Source organism: Rubripirellula tenax (assembly GCF_007860125.1).
Classification (GTDB): domain Bacteria; phylum Planctomycetota; class Planctomycetia; order Pirellulales; family Pirellulaceae; genus Rubripirellula; species Rubripirellula tenax.
In genome coordinates, this window is record NZ_SJPW01000001.1 from 1,438,986 (window position 1) to 1,456,820 (window position 17,835).

At 56.6% G+C, this 17,835-nt stretch carries 10 protein-coding genes; 3 read left to right on the forward strand and 7 right to left on the reverse strand.

Annotation, left to right across the window (positions count from 1 at the left end):
* The first annotated feature begins 45 nt into the window (after window positions 1–45).
* Both Poly51_RS31165 and Poly51_RS05365 read left to right on the forward strand, forming a co-directional pair.
* Entirely contained in the window at window positions 46–3,255 is a 3,210-nt protein-coding gene (locus Poly51_RS31165; RefSeq protein WP_146454921.1) for an amidohydrolase family protein, read from the forward strand.
* Complete coding sequence (locus tag Poly51_RS05365; RefSeq protein ID WP_146454922.1) at window positions 3,252–4,568, forward strand: amidohydrolase family protein; 1,317 nt, start codon at window positions 3,252–3,254, stop codon at window positions 4,566–4,568. Before Poly51_RS31165 ends, Poly51_RS05365 begins: the two co-directional genes overlap by 4 nt.
* A gap of 47 nt (window positions 4,569–4,615) precedes the next feature.
* Here Poly51_RS05365 and Poly51_RS05370 read toward each other — a convergent pair whose 3' ends face one another.
* Window positions 4,616–5,818 carry a RimK family alpha-L-glutamate ligase gene (locus Poly51_RS05370; protein WP_146455259.1) on the reverse strand — a complete coding sequence of 401 codons (1,203 nt, stop codon included), beginning with the start codon at window positions 5,816–5,818 and terminating at the stop codon, window positions 4,616–4,618.
* A 252-nt stretch (window positions 5,819–6,070) separates the two neighbouring features.
* On the opposite strand from Poly51_RS05370, the gene Poly51_RS05375 reads away from it, so the two are divergent.
* Window positions 6,071–7,636: a carbon-nitrogen hydrolase family protein gene (locus Poly51_RS05375; RefSeq protein ID WP_146455261.1), complete on the forward strand. Its 1,566-nt coding sequence runs from the start codon at window positions 6,071–6,073 to the stop codon at window positions 7,634–7,636.
* 10 nt (window positions 7,637–7,646) lie between these two features.
* Here Poly51_RS05375 and Poly51_RS05380 read toward each other — a convergent pair whose 3' ends face one another.
* The 6 genes from Poly51_RS05380 to Poly51_RS05405 all read right to left on the reverse strand — a co-directional run bounded on the left by Poly51_RS05380 (window position 7,647) and on the right by Poly51_RS05405 (window position 17,824).
* Window positions 7,647–8,879, reverse strand: coding sequence for an MFS transporter (locus Poly51_RS05380; RefSeq protein ID WP_186775352.1), 1,233 nt, complete (start codon window positions 8,877–8,879; stop codon window positions 7,647–7,649).
* A gap of 88 nt (window positions 8,880–8,967) precedes the next feature.
* Window positions 8,968–9,861: a lipase gene (locus tag Poly51_RS05385; RefSeq protein ID WP_146454926.1), complete on the reverse strand. Its 894-nt coding sequence runs from the start codon at window positions 9,859–9,861 to the stop codon at window positions 8,968–8,970.
* Window positions 9,858–12,506, reverse strand: a complete 2,649-nt coding sequence (locus tag Poly51_RS05390) for an amino acid adenylation domain-containing protein (RefSeq protein ID WP_146454928.1) — start codon at window positions 12,504–12,506, stop codon at window positions 9,858–9,860. Before Poly51_RS05390 ends, Poly51_RS05385 begins: the two co-directional genes overlap by 4 nt.
* On the reverse strand, window positions 12,503–13,852 hold the full coding sequence (gene ectB, locus Poly51_RS05395) for a diaminobutyrate--2-oxoglutarate transaminase (RefSeq protein WP_146454930.1): 1,350 nt from the start codon (window positions 13,850–13,852) through the stop codon (window positions 12,503–12,505). Before ectB ends, Poly51_RS05390 begins: the two co-directional genes overlap by 4 nt.
* Window positions 13,853–14,040: 188 nt before the next feature.
* Window positions 14,041–14,364 (reverse strand): hypothetical protein, encoded by a 324-nt coding sequence (locus Poly51_RS05400; RefSeq protein WP_146454932.1) that lies wholly within the window; start codon window positions 14,362–14,364, stop codon window positions 14,041–14,043.
* A 94-nt stretch (window positions 14,365–14,458) separates the two neighbouring features.
* Window positions 14,459–17,824, reverse strand: a complete 3,366-nt coding sequence (locus tag Poly51_RS05405) for a hypothetical protein (RefSeq protein WP_186775353.1) — start codon at window positions 17,822–17,824, stop codon at window positions 14,459–14,461.
* Between the last annotated feature and the right edge of the window lie 11 nt (window positions 17,825–17,835).

Here is a 17,835-nt window from a genome sequence, read left to right on the forward strand (position 1 = left end):
CTTTGAACTAACCCAGGATCCATCAACGCGATTTCGAGTTCATGCATGACGCCGCTGCGCCAACTTCTCATTTGCCTCGGATTTGCGTGGCTCGCATCGATCTCGGTCGCCCAATCGCCGACGTCGACGCGGCCTGTCGAAGGCTTGCGTACTGCCCAGCCGACCTGTGTCCTCCTTCAAGGCGGCGAGGTCGTTTCGCATCCGGGTGCCCCACCTGTTCGCAATGACGTCCTGATCCGTGGCACCATGATCGCCGATGTAGGAATGGAGTTGGACGTTCCGACGGGAACGCAACCGATCGATGTTAGTGGCAAGACGCTGTATGCCGGTTTGATCGATGCGATGCACGATGTGCAGGTCCCTCTCGACGCGGCCCAATCGACGGACTATTGGAATTCGAACATCACTCCTCAACTTCGCGCCGCGACATCGATCAACAGTTCGGACGCCGATGCGAAAAAGTTGCGAGAGCAGGGAATCGTCGCTCAGTTGATGGCACCGAAGGATGGCATCGTGAAGGGAACCAGTTGCTTGGTGCTGATGGTCGATGCAGAAGACCCGCAGCGATTGTTCCGAAGCGACGTGTTTCAACATGCGACCCTGACCGTACCTCGCGGCAAGTCGCGTGATCGGTACCCGAGTTCACCGATGGGCGCAACGGCGCTGCTTCGCCAATCACTGTACGATGCGATTTGGTATCGCGAAGCCAACCGAGTCTCGACTGCGAACCCAGGCCTGTCGAGGCCCCAACGCAACGTCGCACTGGATGCACTGCAACAGACCTTTCAATCGCAAACGCTTGTGATCGATGCGGCGAACGAACGCATGATCCTTCGCGCGCTCGACGTCGCCGACGAATTTTCGTTGCCGGTGCTTCTGCGTGGCAGCGGACGCGAGTACCGCGAGATCGATGCCATTGCCCGCCCCGGGCTGATGGTGCTGCTGCCCGTTGATTTCCCCGAACCGCCGTCGGCGGCGACAGAGTCGTCCGTTCGCAGCACAGAGCTGGTGGATTGGATGCACTGGCACTTCGCACCCGAAAACCCGTCGCGGCTAAACACCGCAGGCGTTGACTTTTGCTTGACCACCGACGGCTTAGATGACCCGGGCAAGTTCCTTGAAAAGATTCGCGTTGCGATCGAGCGTGGTCTCGATCCGATCGTTGCACACGCGTCCGTCACCACAACGCCAGCCCAGTGGATGAAAGTCGACGACAAACTGGGGCGCATCGAATCCGGCATGTGGGCAAACCTTGTCGTGACTGATGGCGACTTGTTTGGCGAGAAAACGAAGGTGCTCGAAACCTGGGTCGCCGGACAGCGTTTCGTCATTGAAGAAAATGGGAAAGACGATCGGCTGCTGGGTAGGTGGGCGGTAGCTCTGAAGTCTGCGAACGCTTCAGTTCCAGCGACTCTGGCAATCGAAAAGAATGACAAGGGTTGGGCTGCGAAGATCGAACGAGAAAAATCCGCGTATGAAGATTCGCCCGAATCGAAGGAAGACACTGCTGGCAAAGAAACAAAGTCGATCGAGGTCAAACTGAAAGACGTGATCCGCGATCGCGTGCGACTGCACGCAACCTTGAATCTGGCCTCGCTTGGTAAAGAGTTTGACGAAGGTGTCTGGCGATTGGAAATTTTGACGGTCAATCACATAGGCGACACCGAACCTACATCCGATTCCTTCGCAACGTTGACATCACCGTCGGGGACGCAACAACAGCTGAAACTGAAACGACTTGAAAACGAGGTCGACGACAAAGGCGAAGACGACGATGCGTCGAAATCGACAACCGTTCAAGGCGAAGAATCGCTAGCGGACGACACTGACATCGACACCATCGAATTGAATCATCCGCTGGGTGCCCAAGGTTTCGTCAATCCGCCAACCGTTCACTCGGCGATTCTGTTTCGCGGCGCGACCTTGTGGACGTGCGGACCATCCGGAAAACTCGATCGTGCGGACATCATCGTACGCGACGGAAAAATCACCGAGATCGGCGTCGACCTGGCCGTACCGAAACCGTGCCATGTTGTCGACGCGAGTGGAAAGCACATCACACCGGGATTGATCGATTGCCACTCTCACATCGCGACCGACGGCGGCATCAATGAAACGGGACAAGCGGTAACGGCCGAAGTTCGCATTGGCGATTTCATCGACAACTCGGACATCGCCATCTATCGACAACTCGCCGGCGGTGTCACCACGGCCAACATCATGCACGGATCGGCCAACCCGATCGGCGGACAAAGCCAAACGATCAAGTTTCGCTGGGGCGCATCGATGAACGACATGAAGTTCGCCGGCGCTGCACCGGGCATTAAGTTTGCGCTCGGTGAGAACGTCAAACGATCGAGCGACCGCTATCCGACGACACGAATGGGTGTCGAGCAATTGCTGCGCGACCAATTCTTGGCGGCCAGACAATACGAAGCTGACCGAAAAGCGTGGCAAGCCGGCCAGCGGTCGTCGTTGCCGCCGCGTCGTGATTTGCAAATGGACGCCCTAGCCGAAGTCCAGCACGGCGATCGATGGATCCATTGCCATAGCTATCGGCAGGATGAAATCGTCGCGACGCTGGACGTCTTGGAAGAGTTCAACATTCGCATCGGAACTTTGCAACACATTCTGGAAGGCTACAAAGTCGCTGATCGAATCGCCGCACACGGCGCGATGGCATCGTCCTTCGCAGATTGGTGGGCTTACAAGTTCGAAGTCTTCGACGCCATTCCGTACAACGGCGTTCTGATGCACGATGCCGGCGTCGTTGTTTCCTACAACAGCGACGACCCGGAACTCGGTCGCCATTTGAATACCGAAGCCGCCAAAGCAACGAAGTACGGTGGCGTACCGGAGGAAGAAGCCTTGAAGTTCGTGACTCTCAACCCGGCAAAGCAACTGCGGATCGACGACCGAGTCGGATCGATCGAAGTTGGCAAAGATGCTGACCTTGTGATCTGGAGCGGTCGCCCGTTGTCGACGACGACGCGATGCGAACAGACGTGGATCGACGGGCGAATTTACTTTTCGATCGCTGACGACGCGAAACGGCGTCAACGCGATCAAAAAATCCGAAACCAGCTCATACAACTTGCAATCGGAAAGAAGAAAGACACACAGCCCGACACCAAGGCAAAGCCGCTGCCTGATGACGCGGCGAACGAAACGCCAGAGGAGGTGGCAGAAGAAGATCGCTGGTTGCGATTCGATGAATTCTGCAACACGAATCAACGCACCGGAGCTTCGCAATGATGACTGTATCACGATGGCATTGTTTGTTGGCATGCTTGGCGATCGCGATCGCCGCGACGCTAGAAGCAAATGATCAGGTTCCCGGAGAACCGCAATCGAACCCGATCCTGATTCGCGGTGCCACGATCCATCGCGTCGACGAGGCTACGATCCCCGTCGGTTCGGTGCTGTTCGACGCGGGCAAAATTGTTGCTGTGGACGTACGCATCGATCCGCCGGCCGGATGCGTTGTCGTGGATGGCACGGGCAAGCACGTGTACCCCGGCTTGATCGAATCGATGACGGACCTGGGGCTTCGAGAGATTCTGTCGGTCGGCGAAACCAGTGACAGCAACGAGCGAGGCGAAAGAAATCCGAACGTGCGTTCCTGGGTCGCGGTCAATCCCGACAGCGAATTGATCCCCGTCGCACGAGCGGGCGGCATCATGATCGCACACGTGTCACCGGGCGGGCCGTTCCTTCGCGGCCAAACGGCGGTGATGCAGATGGACGGTTGGACGGTCAGCGACATGAACTTGTTGGCGCCGGCGGGATTGGGCGTCAACTGGGAATCGCTGCAGCCTCGCGACAAGGACGCCAAAGAAGAAGCGAAAAAACGCGACGACAAACTGCAGTCACTGGACGATTGGCTGGATGAAGCAAAGCGTTATGGCGAAGCTCGCACCGACGGCACGATCGAGATCGTTTCCGATGTCAAATTGGAATCGTTGTTGCCAGTTTTACGACGCGAGCGACCGTTGTTCGTCGAAGCCAATCATCAATCGACGATCGAATCGGCCGTCGCCTATGCGGTCGGACGTGACTTGTCGCTCGTGATCTATGGTGGCTATGACGCAGTTGAGTGCGCCGACCTGCTGAAGCGATACGAAGTTCCTGTGATCGTTGCGGGTACCTATCGATTACCGCTGCACCGTCATGATGCTTTCGACGCCGCTTACACATTGCCCGCGAGGCTTCGAAAGGCGGGTATTCGGTTCGCCATTGCCGGTGAGGGCCTCGGTTACCCCGGTGGATCGTCGAATGCCAGAAATCTGCCCTACCATGCCGCCAATGCGGTTGCATACGGACTGTCCCGCGACGATGCGGTTGCCGCCATGACCATGTCGGCGGCCGACATTTTGGGAATCGGCGATCGAGTAGGTTCGGTCACGGCCGGAAAGGATGCAACGTTAATCGTTTGCGACGGAGACATTTTGGAAACGGAAACGAACGTGATCGATGCGTTCATTCAAGGCCGCCGGGTCGACCTGACCAGTCGACACACGATGCTGTTCGAGAAATACAAAAAGAAGTACTCGCGGCAATCGCGTTGACGTCCACAGTCGGCCGGCGGACGTCAACGCCGTAATCCGAACGCGGCTTAGGCGGACGCTTCGTCGATCATCGATGTGTCCAAAGTCTTGACCTTGGGTGCTCGTTGCTTTTGTGTCTTTTTGGGGACCATCTCTTTCATCGATTCTTGTTTGCCGAAACATAGCAATCGGTCACCCGGTTCAAGCAGTCGTGAACGCTTCGGGTTAGGGATCACGGTCTTGCCCCGATAGAGAGTCAACACGTTGATGTCTTTCTCGGTGAACGCAGCATCGGCGATCGTCATGCCGACGAAATGCGAGCCTTCGGGAACGAACAGTTCGCAGACCCCATAGCCGCGGCTGACGGTCAACCGTTGGCGGATGTCCATTTCGGGGAAGTCGACGTGAGCGGCACAGTAGTCCACGATCGCTCCGGCGATGTCCGTTTGCGTCGCCCGTTCGATGCCTTCTAACCCGGGTGAGCTGTTGACTTCCATGACTTGCGGCCCGTCCTTTCCTTCCAGCATGTCGACACCGGCGACGCGTAGCCCCATGATCTGTGCGGCCCGCAGGGCGGTCTCGCGATACTGGTCATCCAATTCGATCGCTTCCACCTGGCCACCGCGGTGAACGTTGCTGCGAAACTCGTCACCTTGGGCCACCCGTCGCATCGCACCGATGACGCGGTCCCCGATCACGAACGCACGGACATCACGTCCCTTGCTCTCGGCGACGAAACCTTGCACCAAAACGTTTTGCTTTGCCGTTTGCAGCGTTTCAATGATCGCTTCGGCGATTTTGATCGAGTCCGCTAGAATCACGCCGACACCCTGGGTGCCTTCAAGCAGCTTGATGATGACCGGCGCTCCGCCGATCCGCTCGATCGATGGAATCACATCGCCGCGATCACGGACAAAGGTGGTCCGTGGCATGCCGATGTGGTGGCGGCTGAGGATTTGCATGCTGCGAAGTTTGTCGCGGCTGTTCGAAATTCCTGCGGAACTGTTGGTGACAAAGACGTTCATCTGTTCCAGCTGACGAACGACGGCTGTACCAAAGTAGGTGATGCTGGCACCGATCCGAGGCACCATCGCGTCAAATTCCGCCAACGGCTTGCCGCGGTAATACAAGTCTGGCTTGCCGGACTGTAAATCGATCGAGCACTTAAGCGTATTGACAACCGAGACTTTGTGCCCGCGATCTTTCGCGGCCGCGACGAGTCGCCGGGTGCTGTAGCAACGCGGAGCGGTTGAAAGGATTCCTAGCTTGATCATAGCGTCACTTTCGCGAATTGAATTTGAAAGGACCGCCCGATCAACATGCCGAACAATCCTGGGCGAATCCTAACACTGAAACCATGTTTTGGGGAAATCACGTTCGCCCCGACATTCGACGAAGAGGGTGCCGGGATTGCCATGAAAGCAGCCTTGGAAACCAAATCCGCGAGAGTGGCTTGCTGATCGGCCTGGGTTGGCACTATCGTTATTCCGAATCGTCCCCTTGAAATCGATAGCGTGCTAACCGTGGAACCATTGAATCTTTCGGAATTTGAATGGAAAATCGTCGTCCGACCTCTGACGATGGACGATTTCGATGCGCTGTCGGCAATGGCTGAGCGGTGCTTTCCCGGTTTAGAAACGTGGAATCGCGACCAGATCGAGAGCCAACTGAAGGTCTTTCCCGAAGGCCAAATTTGCATCGAAATTGACGGTAAGTTGGCCGCTTCGTCGTCCAGCCTGATCATGGAATATGACGCAGGATTGGAGTGGCACAATTGGAAAGCAATTTCCGATTCTGGATATATCCGCAATCACAAACCCAAGGGCGACACGCTTTACGGGATCGAAATGATGGTCGATCCAGAATTTCGTGGGATGAAACTTTCACGTCGAATGTATGACGCCCGCAAAGACCTTTGCCGGCGAAAGAATCTTTCCCAGATCATCATCGGCGGACGGATCCCCGGATACCACAAGCACGCCGATAAGATGTCGGCGCGTGAGTACATCGATAGCGTTTTGGAAAAACACAATTACGACCCCGTGCTGACCGCGCAGCTTTCCAACGGGTTTATCGTCCGTGGTCTAACGCCCAACTACTTGCCGGCCGACGGCGAATCGTGTGGTTACGCGACCTACTCGGCATGGACAAATTTGGAATACGTCGCCGGTGCGAAACGTCGCTTCCATCACGTCATCGAACCGATCCGCATTTGCGTGGTTCAGTACCAATTGCGAACCATTCGAAAGTTCGAAGAATTTCATCAACAGTGCGAATTCTTCATGGACACGGCGTCGGACTATAAGTGCGACTTTGTGTTGTTCCCGGAATTGTTCACGACCCAACTGTTGTCGTTGCCCAGCGTCGATGCTTCGCGACCGGGACAGGCTGCGCGTCAACTTGCTGCGTTCACCCCACAGTACCTGGACATCTTCACCGAGATGGCGGTCAAGTACAACATCAACGTGATCGGTGGGTCCCAGTTCGTTGTCGAGAACGACACGCTGTACAACGTCGCCTATTTGTTCCGACGCGACGGATCGATCGGCAAGCAGTACAAAATCCACATCACTCCGAGCGAGCGTAAGTGGTGGGGTGTTAGCCCCGGTAAGAAAGTCGAAGTGTTTGACACCGATTGCGGTCCGATCGCGATCCAAATTTGCTACGACATCGAGTTCCCCGAACTGACACGAATCGCGACTCAAAAAGGCGCCCAAATCGTCTTCGTTCCGTTCAACACGGACACTCGCCACGGTTACCTTCGCGTTCGTTACTGCGCCCAGGCACGTTGTATCGAGAACCACCTGTACGTCGCCATATCTGGATGCACGGGGAACCTGCCGTTCGTCGAAAACTCGGATATTCACTACGCTCAGTCGGGCATTTTCACTCCGGCCGATGCCGAATTTGCTCGCGACGCGATCGCGGACGAATGCAACCCGAACGTCGAAACGTTGATCATCCACGACTTGGATTTCGAACAATTGCGACGGCACCGCGATCAAGGATCCGTGCAAAACTGGAACGACCGTAAAACCGATATGTATCGGGTGGTCTATCAAGAGGACGAAAAGACCTTCGAGGTGTAAGCGATTCGCTTCACTCGGGCGAGGGCGGCAACTTCAACGCGATGACAATGGCTGCCGTCGCCGAAATAGCGCAAAGGCACAACATCGCCGCGGGGTAACCCCAGGCGATTTGCAGTCGGCCGATCAATGTTGTCGACCACGCTTCACAAACGTTTGATGCAGCCATAAACGCAGTAAACTGAGTCGCCGCCATCAGCGGGTCTGTCAGATTCATCAACCAATTGTACATCGCAACGGTAAAGCAACCGATCGTGATGGAAACGACCGTCAACGCAACCAACAGGGCGATGCCACCGGATCGATCGCTCGATAGATCCGCGATCGCGACGGCGGCAATTGCCAACAGATTCGCGATCACCGCACCCGTCAAAAGTCGACGGTCCGCCCAACGGTGCGAAAATCGGCCCGCCAAGACGGAGCCGACAATCATGCCGCCGATAATCGCCGTCGATGTGAAACGCCCAACATCAAACTCGGAATACCCACGGTCGACCAAGAACGGTCCTAGAATCGCTTCGGCCGATTTGAATGCGGCTGGGACCGTCAACGCGAACGCAAAGCCAAACCAAATGATCGGCTTTCTCGCGCCACGACGAAGTTGCCTCATCAATTGAAGCATCCGTTGGCCAATCGATTCCGCAACGCCGGCGGTCGCTGCGAGCTGTTTTTCCTTCGCGAACGCCAACACGATCAATGAAAAGCTGACCAAACCGATCAGGACGGCGACTACTCCGTTGAATCCGATCCACCGCTCTAGCATCAACGAACCGCCGCCCATGATGGCCCGACCGGTCAAGACGCCGCATTGCATCGCACCGTTAAGTGAACCACGTTCAGCCAGCATAGATTGCTGGATACAAAGCGAGTCGATCGCCACGTCCTGTGTCGCAGCGGCGAACGCGTGCGCCAACAACCACATCGAAACGATCGCAAAATCGATTCGCAAATCCAACCAAAACAACGGCAAGAGCGTCGCCCCCATCACGACTTGCGAAGCGATGATCGAATGCTTCAATCCCCATTTTGGCCCGCGAAACAAATCGACCAACGGTGCCCAAAGAAACTTCAGCGTCCAAGGCAAAATCAACATTGCCATCAGCCACGTGATCCGGTCCAGCGGCACTTCCATCGCCCGCAAGCGGGTTGGCAGCCCCAGCCAAATGAACCCGATCGGCGCGCCCTCGCTCAAGTAAAGCAAACCGAAAAGAACTTTGCGGCGACCGGTCGTGGCGAGGAAATCCATCCCATCAGTGGAACATATTTCCCGCGGCGTTGCAGCGTCGCCGCCGGCACCCGCGTTGCCTTTCCGAATCGAACCGAAATGCGATCGACTAGGGAACCACTGTCGCGTCCTGGTCCGTCGAACGCGCCGGATTACCGTTGGCTTGCGAAACGGCCATCCAACGCATCCGATTGGCGACATGCGTGACCAATTGCCGGCGGTCTTCGACCATCAACGCCACATGATCCATCGACTCGAAAAAGTGGCTGCTGATCCGGGGGTCGTCTTTCAGTGTTGGAAACATCGCCGCAAATTGCCCTGCATGATTGAAGTAATCGCCAACACCACCGGTGTAGACGAAGTGCATCAGCGCACCGCGTGACGAAAGCGTTTTCAACTCCTCGATCGCCTGCGTTTGCGTCGGAAATTCGCGGACGTCCTTTCCGGGTTGCAGCGAAGTGACGACGGAACCGTCGTCGGTACGGCGGCGTTTCCAAAGCGTTCGCCACTTGTCCAGTCGCAACACTCGCGGCAAAAAATGACGCGTGAAGCGATACCAGTGGTAAAGGAGTGTCGGATAGCCACACCCGTCCATGGCGACCACGCCCACAACGCGCTGGTCTCGCAGCGCCGCGTGGATCGAATCATCCGCTCCACTGCATAGCCCGAACAGAACGAATTGGGTGATCCCGGCGTGCTCTTCGATCCAATTGATCGCTTGACGAATCTCGTCCGCCGCGCGATCGATCGATCGCCCACCAACACCGACGCCCAAACTTTCGCCGATACCCGACAAGTCGAATCGCAACGACGCGATGCCCAGACTTGAAAGCGACTCGGCCAAATCGACGTGCAACCGATTCGGCCCCACGTGATGCAACATTCCCGGCGTGACCATGATTGCTGCGACGGACGAAAGCGTCGGTTCCGCCGCCACTCGCCAAACACCTAGCAAATGCTCGTACTCACCGAACACAACGGCTTGGTTTGTTTCTCGTTTCACTGGCGTGACTCCGCATCGCTAAAGTGCTTTGTGATCGCTTGAAAGCTTTCCGGCGACGAGAACGCGCTCTCGGTGTACCGCGAATCGTTCCACGCCGCGACATCGCGAGTTTCGATCACATGCGTTTGATTCGATTTCCAAGTCGCGGCAGACGGTGACTCGTCCCACCGGTCGGTCAGTACGATCGTGAACGAGTCGCCGAGCGTTCGGGTGGGATCCAAGTGAATCGCACCCAAGCTATTCCGTTTGCGCGTCGTCATCACTTGGCCGAAGCTCTGATCGATCGCACCGCGGGATCGGACTTGGTTGAATCGAGTCAAGGACGTCAGTGCGGCATGGTGAAAGCCATCCGTCGTGGAAAGGAATTGCTCGCCGCAAAGGACGGGATCCCACATCACCACGCTGTCAAAGGTCTCGCGTGGCATCGTGGCTGCGATCGTCGCACCGAAACGCAAACCGACCGCCGAAATGCATTCCACACCCGAACGCGTCGCGAGAAAAGTTTTTGCGTCGGCCAGATTTTGGCGCATTCGATCGATAGTCAACTTGGCGCAGTCGCCTTCGGAATTTCCCGTCGAAGCGTAATCAAACCGCAACACTTCATGACCGGCTTTGCAGAGTTGGATCGCCAATTGTTGGAGATTTCGATACCCGCGTGCATACTCGTGTCCGATCGAATGACACAACACGATCGCTCGCTGGGATGATCGGTTTCTTGGTGAGTAGCGAACCGCGTAAAGGCGATCACCGTCACTGGTGAAGTAGTCCGCGTCGATCATCGGCAAATGATGCCGATGCACTAAAATGTCGTCGTCGTCACCGTTGGTCACTTGACCGTCGGTTTGTTCAAGGTGACGAGCCGCACTCGCGACCGTCGGATTGGCAAAGAAATCGCGTACGGGCAACTCAATATTTTTCTCGGTTGTCAATCGAGCCACAATTTGTGTGACCAACAGCGAGCTGCCACCGAGCAAAAAGAAGTCGTCGTGGATACCGATCTCAGGAAGATGGAGCACGTCTTGCCAAAGTTCGACCAAGTATCGCTGCATCGGCGTTTGTGGCGCGACGTACGAGTCGTCACGTGGAACCACACTCTCAGCCGGCGGGGGCAATCGTCGCCGGTCGATTTTCCCGTTGATGGTCTTGGGAAACGAATCCAAGAACACATAGCGAGCAGGCACCATGTAGGCCGGCAGCTTCTGGCGCAAAAACGAAGCGACCTCGTTTGCCGAAACCTGTGCCGGCCCCACGGCAAGGTAAGCGATCAAAAACTTCTTGCCGTCGACTCCGTCGTAACTGACCAACGACTCCAAAACTGACTCACATTCGTTGACAACAGCTTCGATCTCGGCTGGTTCGATCCGGTACGACCCCAACTTGATTTGGTGATCGAGTCGTCCGCCGAAATCGATGTTCCCATCGGGCAAGAACCGGGCGACGTCACCGGTCCGATAGAGTCGCCGCATTTCGCCATTGATCTCAGTCCGGATGAATGCGGCGTCCGTCAAGTCGGGCCGATTGTGATATCCCTTCGCAAGCGCCGGGCCGCCCAAAAAAAGTTGCCCCGTTTCACCGACATCCAGCACCCGTCGTTGATCGTCCAGCACAAACGCTTCGTAGCGTTTCATCGGCTTTCCGATCGGCATGTTGGCGGCATCGAATTGATCATCGGGAATGAAGACCGTCGCGCTGACCGTTGCTTCGGTCGGACCATATGCGTTGCACCAAAGTACGTCGCGGTCGCAAAGCTGTTGCCAACGACGGTAGTGTGCCACCGACACTTTTTCGCCGGTAACGATCATCAAGCCGATCGACGGCGGGATCCGCTCGCCCGTGGCAACCATCAAATCGACCCATTGGTGCCAGTATGCCGTGGCAAGATGGATCGCAGTCACGCCGAACCGATTGACCAAAGTCGACAACTCGTTGCGTTCATTCGCCCGCCCGCGAGGACGAACGACCACCGCCCCGCCCGTCAGCAAAGGCGGGAAAATCTCCTCGATCGCAATGTCAAAATTCAGTGTCGAAAACTGCAACGTGCGATCGTCTTGATTGATCTTGTAACAATCGATATCGGCGTAGCAGTACGTCGCCAGCGCGGCGTGTTGGATCTCGACGCCTTTTGGTTTTCCAGTCGAACCCGACGTGTACATGATGTACGCCAAGTCATCGGGTGCGATCGATGGAAACGAAACCGATTCAATGTTAGCGTCCAACCAAAGAGACGGTTCACAATCGATCCACTCGCACGGCGCCGCTTCACCACCCACCAAGTTCTTGCCTATCGACGCTTGGTAGTGCGGATGTCCCAAGATGGTCCGGATCGCGGCGTCGCCGACCATGTAGGCAAGTCGGTCGACAGGATATTCGGGATCTAGCGGAACGAACACGGCGCCCAACTTCATGATCCCGATCATCGCCGCGATGGCTTCGGGCGAACGATCGACGCACATACCGACACAATCGCCGGCCGTGATACCTGATGCTTTTAATCGAGCAGCGATCGCGACCGCCATCGCATCCAGCTCCGCGTACGAGAGCGTCCCGTCTTCGGCGATGACCGCGGTGCGATCCGGCGTCTGCGCCAATTGACGCGACCACAGTGTCGGAAAGGCGACCAGAGCTTCGTGTTCCGTTGTCGTCATTGTCCCAAGGTACCCATCGACGCGGATCCACCGACCGACGAAATCGATCCCAAGTCAAGTTGCGGCATCACTTGTAACGCTTGATCGGATGGGGAAGTCTCTTCGCCGACAACTCGGCACAGTACGGCATCCACGACACGCAGTCCTTCAAACAACAACGGCCGCTCGATTGTCAGTGCGGGCATGAACTTCAGCACTTGGTCGTCGGCGCCGGATGCTTCGATCAACAATCCGTCTTGGAAGCATTGGCGAATCACCTTCGCGGCCAGGTCGCCACGCTTGACGTCCAGGCCCCAAATCAATCCGCGACCGCGATAACAAAAGTTCTGTGCCGCGAATCGTTCGCAGACTTGTTTCAACCACGACTGAATCACTTCGCCTCGACTGGCGATTTGGGATTCGAAGTCTGCATCGGCCCAGTGTTTCAAGACGGCGTTGGCGGCGACGAATGCCAAGTTGTTGCCGCGGAACGTGCCGGTGTGTTCGCCCGGTTTCCAAGCATCCAACGGGCGGCGGATCAGCACCAACGACATTGGCAAACCGCCACCGATCGACTTCGACAAACAAACCACATCCGGTTCAAGCCCCGCGTCTTCGAAGCTGAAGAACTTTCCGGTGCGTCCGTTGCCGACCTGGATGTCGTCGATGATCAGCAAGATTTCGTGTTGTCGACATATCTCAGCCACGCGTCGTAGCCATTGCCGACTTGCGACATTGATGCCGCCTTCGCCTTGTACCGTTTCCAAAATCACTGCCGCTGGAACGGGAAGCCCGCTGCTGTTGTCCGCCAACATTTTGGCCAACAGATCGGCCGTGTCGACGTCGCCCAGGTAACCATCGAAAGGTAAATGAGTCACGTTGTTTCGCGACCCATAGAATTCGCTGTGATAGTACTTGTTGCCCGTCAAGGCGAGTGATCCGAGCGAGTGCCCGTGATAGGCATTTGTGAACGCAACGATGTGGCTACGGTTGGTTTGTTTGCGAGCCAGCTTGATGGCTGCTTCCACCGCGTTGGTTCCGGTTGGGCCGGTGAATTGAACCACGAAGTCCATTCCGCGAGGCTTCAAGATCAATCGCTCGAACGTGTCAAGAAAGTCGACCTTCGCCTTCGTTGCGATGTCCAGCGAATGCTGGATTCCGTTTCGCGAAACGTAGTCCAACAATGCGGCCTTCGCGACCGGGTGATTGTGGCCGTAATTCAACGAACCGGCGCCGCAGAAAAAGTCGATGAATGTCTTGCCCGACGCGTCGGTCAGCGTCGAGCCGACGGCTGTGTCGAATACCGCCGGAAACAATCGACAGTATCCACGTACGTTTGATTCGATATTGCCGGTGGCTTCAGACATGGGCTTACCTTGGGGCTTGGTCCCCGATCGAGAAAAGCGGATCCCTGTGTAGATCCTCTCTCGAAAGCTAGATCCGAAAGCTGGCGAATCAAAGTCAATGATGTTGGACCGGCCAATCCATTCGACCGTCGTTCAACCTTTAACGACTGCAACGATTCCACAACTGTTTAGGGACCTATCCGTATCCATCAGGCTTCGAAATCAATGTGACCTTCCGACGCAGGTTCCTCTTGCGAAACCTGGGATTCGTTCGGAGTCGGTGCGTCGGGTTCGTCATCTTTTTCTTGATGACCTTCGAAGGAGTCATACAGTTGGCGACCGTCGCCGCCGCGATCACCCGTTTTCGTGCTAGCGTCGAGCGCCCCCACTTCTAGATTCTTGCCCGTGGATGAATCAGCGGCGGACTGCTTGTTGGTAGCGTCCGAAGCGATCTTGTCGGCATCGCCACCTTTCGCGGCCGCCTGTGAAGTTCCCGCGATGCTCGCTGCTGCGGAAGTCGGTTGAATATTCATGTCCGATCGTCCTGTCTGGTGTCTGCCGAGACCCGTCTCGGCGGGTCAGGTTATCCGGTGTGGATGCTGGTCTGTGTGAAAGGTGTCATGGCGATCATTTGAACCAACCTCGGCTTTGGCTAGCCGAGCGAGGTGAATCGCTTTGTTCCTCGGCTTCGTGGTTCCCGCCCATGCCCGGAAACATGCGTTCGAGTGTTTGTCCGACGCCATCGAGCGCGCGGCGTTCGATCCGCACATCGTTCACGGGGCCGCGAACGTCGATCGTCATCAAGGTGTAACGTTGACTGCGCAGAGGACGAACGATCTTGGTGAACGTGTTCTGAGGACTGACACGCGTGTTGAATGTCAGATCCAATTCTTGACGTCGATCCAAGGTCCCCCCGCCTTCGAGCGAGACCAAATCGCCCCACAGGTGCACTTTATTGAACGTCGCTGTGTCGCCGAACAAGCTGAACTCGATCTCGCCGTCGGTGAAGGCGACATCTTCGGTCGGCGTGACGCTGATCAGATTCATCACCTTGACGATCATTGGCAACTGATAAAGGTTTGCACCGGAGACTCGCGCCGTCCCAGATCCCTTCAACAGATCGCTGGTTCCCAAGTTGCCTCGCAAATTGGTTTGACCGCTAAACGTTCCAGTGAGGCCGTTATCGCCGTGACCAAAGTCCGCCAACAAAGTCGGCACCCGACCCGCCTGAACCGCCATGACGACGTCAAAATCGCCGCTAGACAAGATCACCTCGCCATCAAGATCAATGGTTCCGCCAAACAGTTTGCCGCGGATCGGTGCCGACGCCGACGTCTCGCCACCGACACCAGCCGCGCGTCGATCGAATGCTCGCTGCCCCAGGTCCAACCGATCGTTGTTGATCGAAAATGGACCTTGAATGTTGGTGAGCTGCAGATCGTCCACGTGCATCGAATCGATACGGACGGCGCCCGTCGCAAGGAGTACGGATTCGTTTCGAGTTCCCTGGACCGACACTTCACCCCGCAGCGAATGCACCGGTCCGACATCGGCGATGCGGTTTCCTTCGAGCTGAAGATCCAAGTCCCAATTGATGACGGGTTCGGGCCGAGCTTCATCGGGGATCGTCAATACGGTGGTGCCCCGGATGCTGACGGGGCCTCGCAACTGCAGCCTTCGCATCGCTTCCCGCATTTGCACGGGTAGGGCCGCGATCAGTTCGGCATCGGGGCGCAATCGGCTGCCGCTGTGCAGATTCGTCGACAACACCCAACGCCCGTCTTCGCCGGGATCGCAGCGACCGTCCGCAGAAATCTTCGACCCGTCGTGACTGGCCTTCAACGATTCGATCTTTACGTTCGATCCGTCGAAGCGCACAACGCCACCGGTGATGTCCAACCGATAGGGCAGCGCCGGCGGACGAATGCTTAGAATCCGATTGGTCACTTGTCCGTGTTCCAACTGCCTCGCACTGATGTCCATTCCGATCGGTGAATCGTTTCCGATTTTGACCAACTGCACATTCAATTCATCCAACACCCCGTTGGGCGAGATTGCGTCCCACACCTGTTGGGTCGAATAGGGCAAAGAGGAACGCAGCGACTCGTCCATCGGAACGTTCTGGGCCTGGAAGTTCAACATCAGCCGCGATTCGCTGCGATCGACAACGCCGTGATCGGTGATGCGATATCCTGATGGCATCGCGCCGGCAACTTCCATTTGATAAGTGCCATCGCAAAGAATCACACCGGCATTCGCGTTGGTGGCGCGGAAGCCGGACATCTTCACCAAATGATTCTCGACACGAATCTTCCCCGAAACGTTATACAACGGGTAGGCGAACTTTTCGTAACGCATATGTCCATCGATCACGTCCAAATCGATGGTCCGCGTTTGCCGTCCGGCCGCATCGGTCGCGAAGACGGCCATTGCCAACCGAACCGAACCGCGGGGACGTAGCGAACGAACGAACGATTCCAGTCCGCTCTGTTCGGCCAACCGCGGCGTTAACGATTGCAACAACGTGTTGTCGATCGGGATGGGGCCATCGGTTTGAACGACGAAAGACTTTTCGTTCGTGATGCCCGGCTTGGTCGGCAATCGAAACGCACAAAGCATGCGATTGCTGGATACACGACCACTAAGTCCGTCACTCGAAACGATGCCGGATCGCAGTTCGATTCGGCCGACGACTTGCTCGATCGGGTAAGGAAACTTTTCGTAGCGAACATCAACACCGTGACACGTCAGATCCGCGTTGGTGTCCCATCCGCCGACTCCATGGACAAGGCTTGCATCGATGTCGACACGGCCGAGCGGCTGAATCTTGTGCCACTGTTCCTGCAGCGATGGTGGAAGCGACGCGGCCAACCGCTCGTCCAATAACAAACCTCGTGTCTTGACCGTCAACGTTGCCGGCGACGGCCATTGGTGGCCGTCCAACCGACCGTTGACGATGCGAACGATGGCGTCACCCAAGTTGGCTTGCCCGCCGTCGACCGTGATCCCCGACGGATCGCAAACAACCACTCCCCTTAGCTGCGACAACGGCAACGGCAATGCGAGATGCTCGAACCGACCGTCGTGGACATTCGTCTGCACGCGATAGTCGACTTTTCCCGTCGCAGCTTTGTGATACGAAATCGACGTGTCGCAAGCACACGTCAAGTCTTTTGCGTTTCGTAAAAAATCGCTCCACGCCGATGGAAGGCTGTCGTACAGTCGACGATTGAAGTGAACGCCGGTTGCAGCGCACAAAACATCGACCGAACCGCCGACGTTGGTGATCTTCAGCTTGATGTCTTTGGCAAAGTCGGCGACGCCGGTCACAGTAATCTCGTGATCCGTCGATCCGTCGGCTCGGGTCCGATTGACCACCAACGCACGCTCCAGTTCGGCGTCAATCCATCGGCTGGACGCGTCATCGCCAAACAACCGCAAGTGAATTTGACTCAAATCGATTCGCGGCGCCGCCGGGCCGAGCTGCGGCAGCGGCAGTAAAACCGCCAAAGAAGAATCGCCGTTTTCACGCAGCCAAACGTTTGCGGTGACTCCTTCGACGACCACACGCCGCGTTACCAACGGGTTCTGCTGGTCGAGTAGCTTTTCGATTTGAAAGTCACCCATCACGGTGATCCGTTCGATCCGGACCATCTCGCGACTGCGAAGCGAAAGCATGGACGTCGGCTCGCTGATCCGCAGGTCTTCCAAAACCAAACCGATGTTGGGATCAAAGTGTCCCCGACGTACCGAGATGTTGTGATTGGGGTAGTGCGTTTGAAGTTGGCAAATGAATTTCCGCCGAACCGTTTCGCCGATCGTCTGTGGTGCTAGCGAACGGATCGCGAAACAGGCCGCGGCAATGATCAGCGCAGCGAACAGCCACCGTGACATACGTCCCGATTGACGAGGCTTCGCAGCTTCCGTGTTGCCGGCCAAATCTTCCGTGCCTTCCAATGGCTCTGCGCAGCCGTTTGCCCGGTGATTCTTCACCTTGGTGGGGC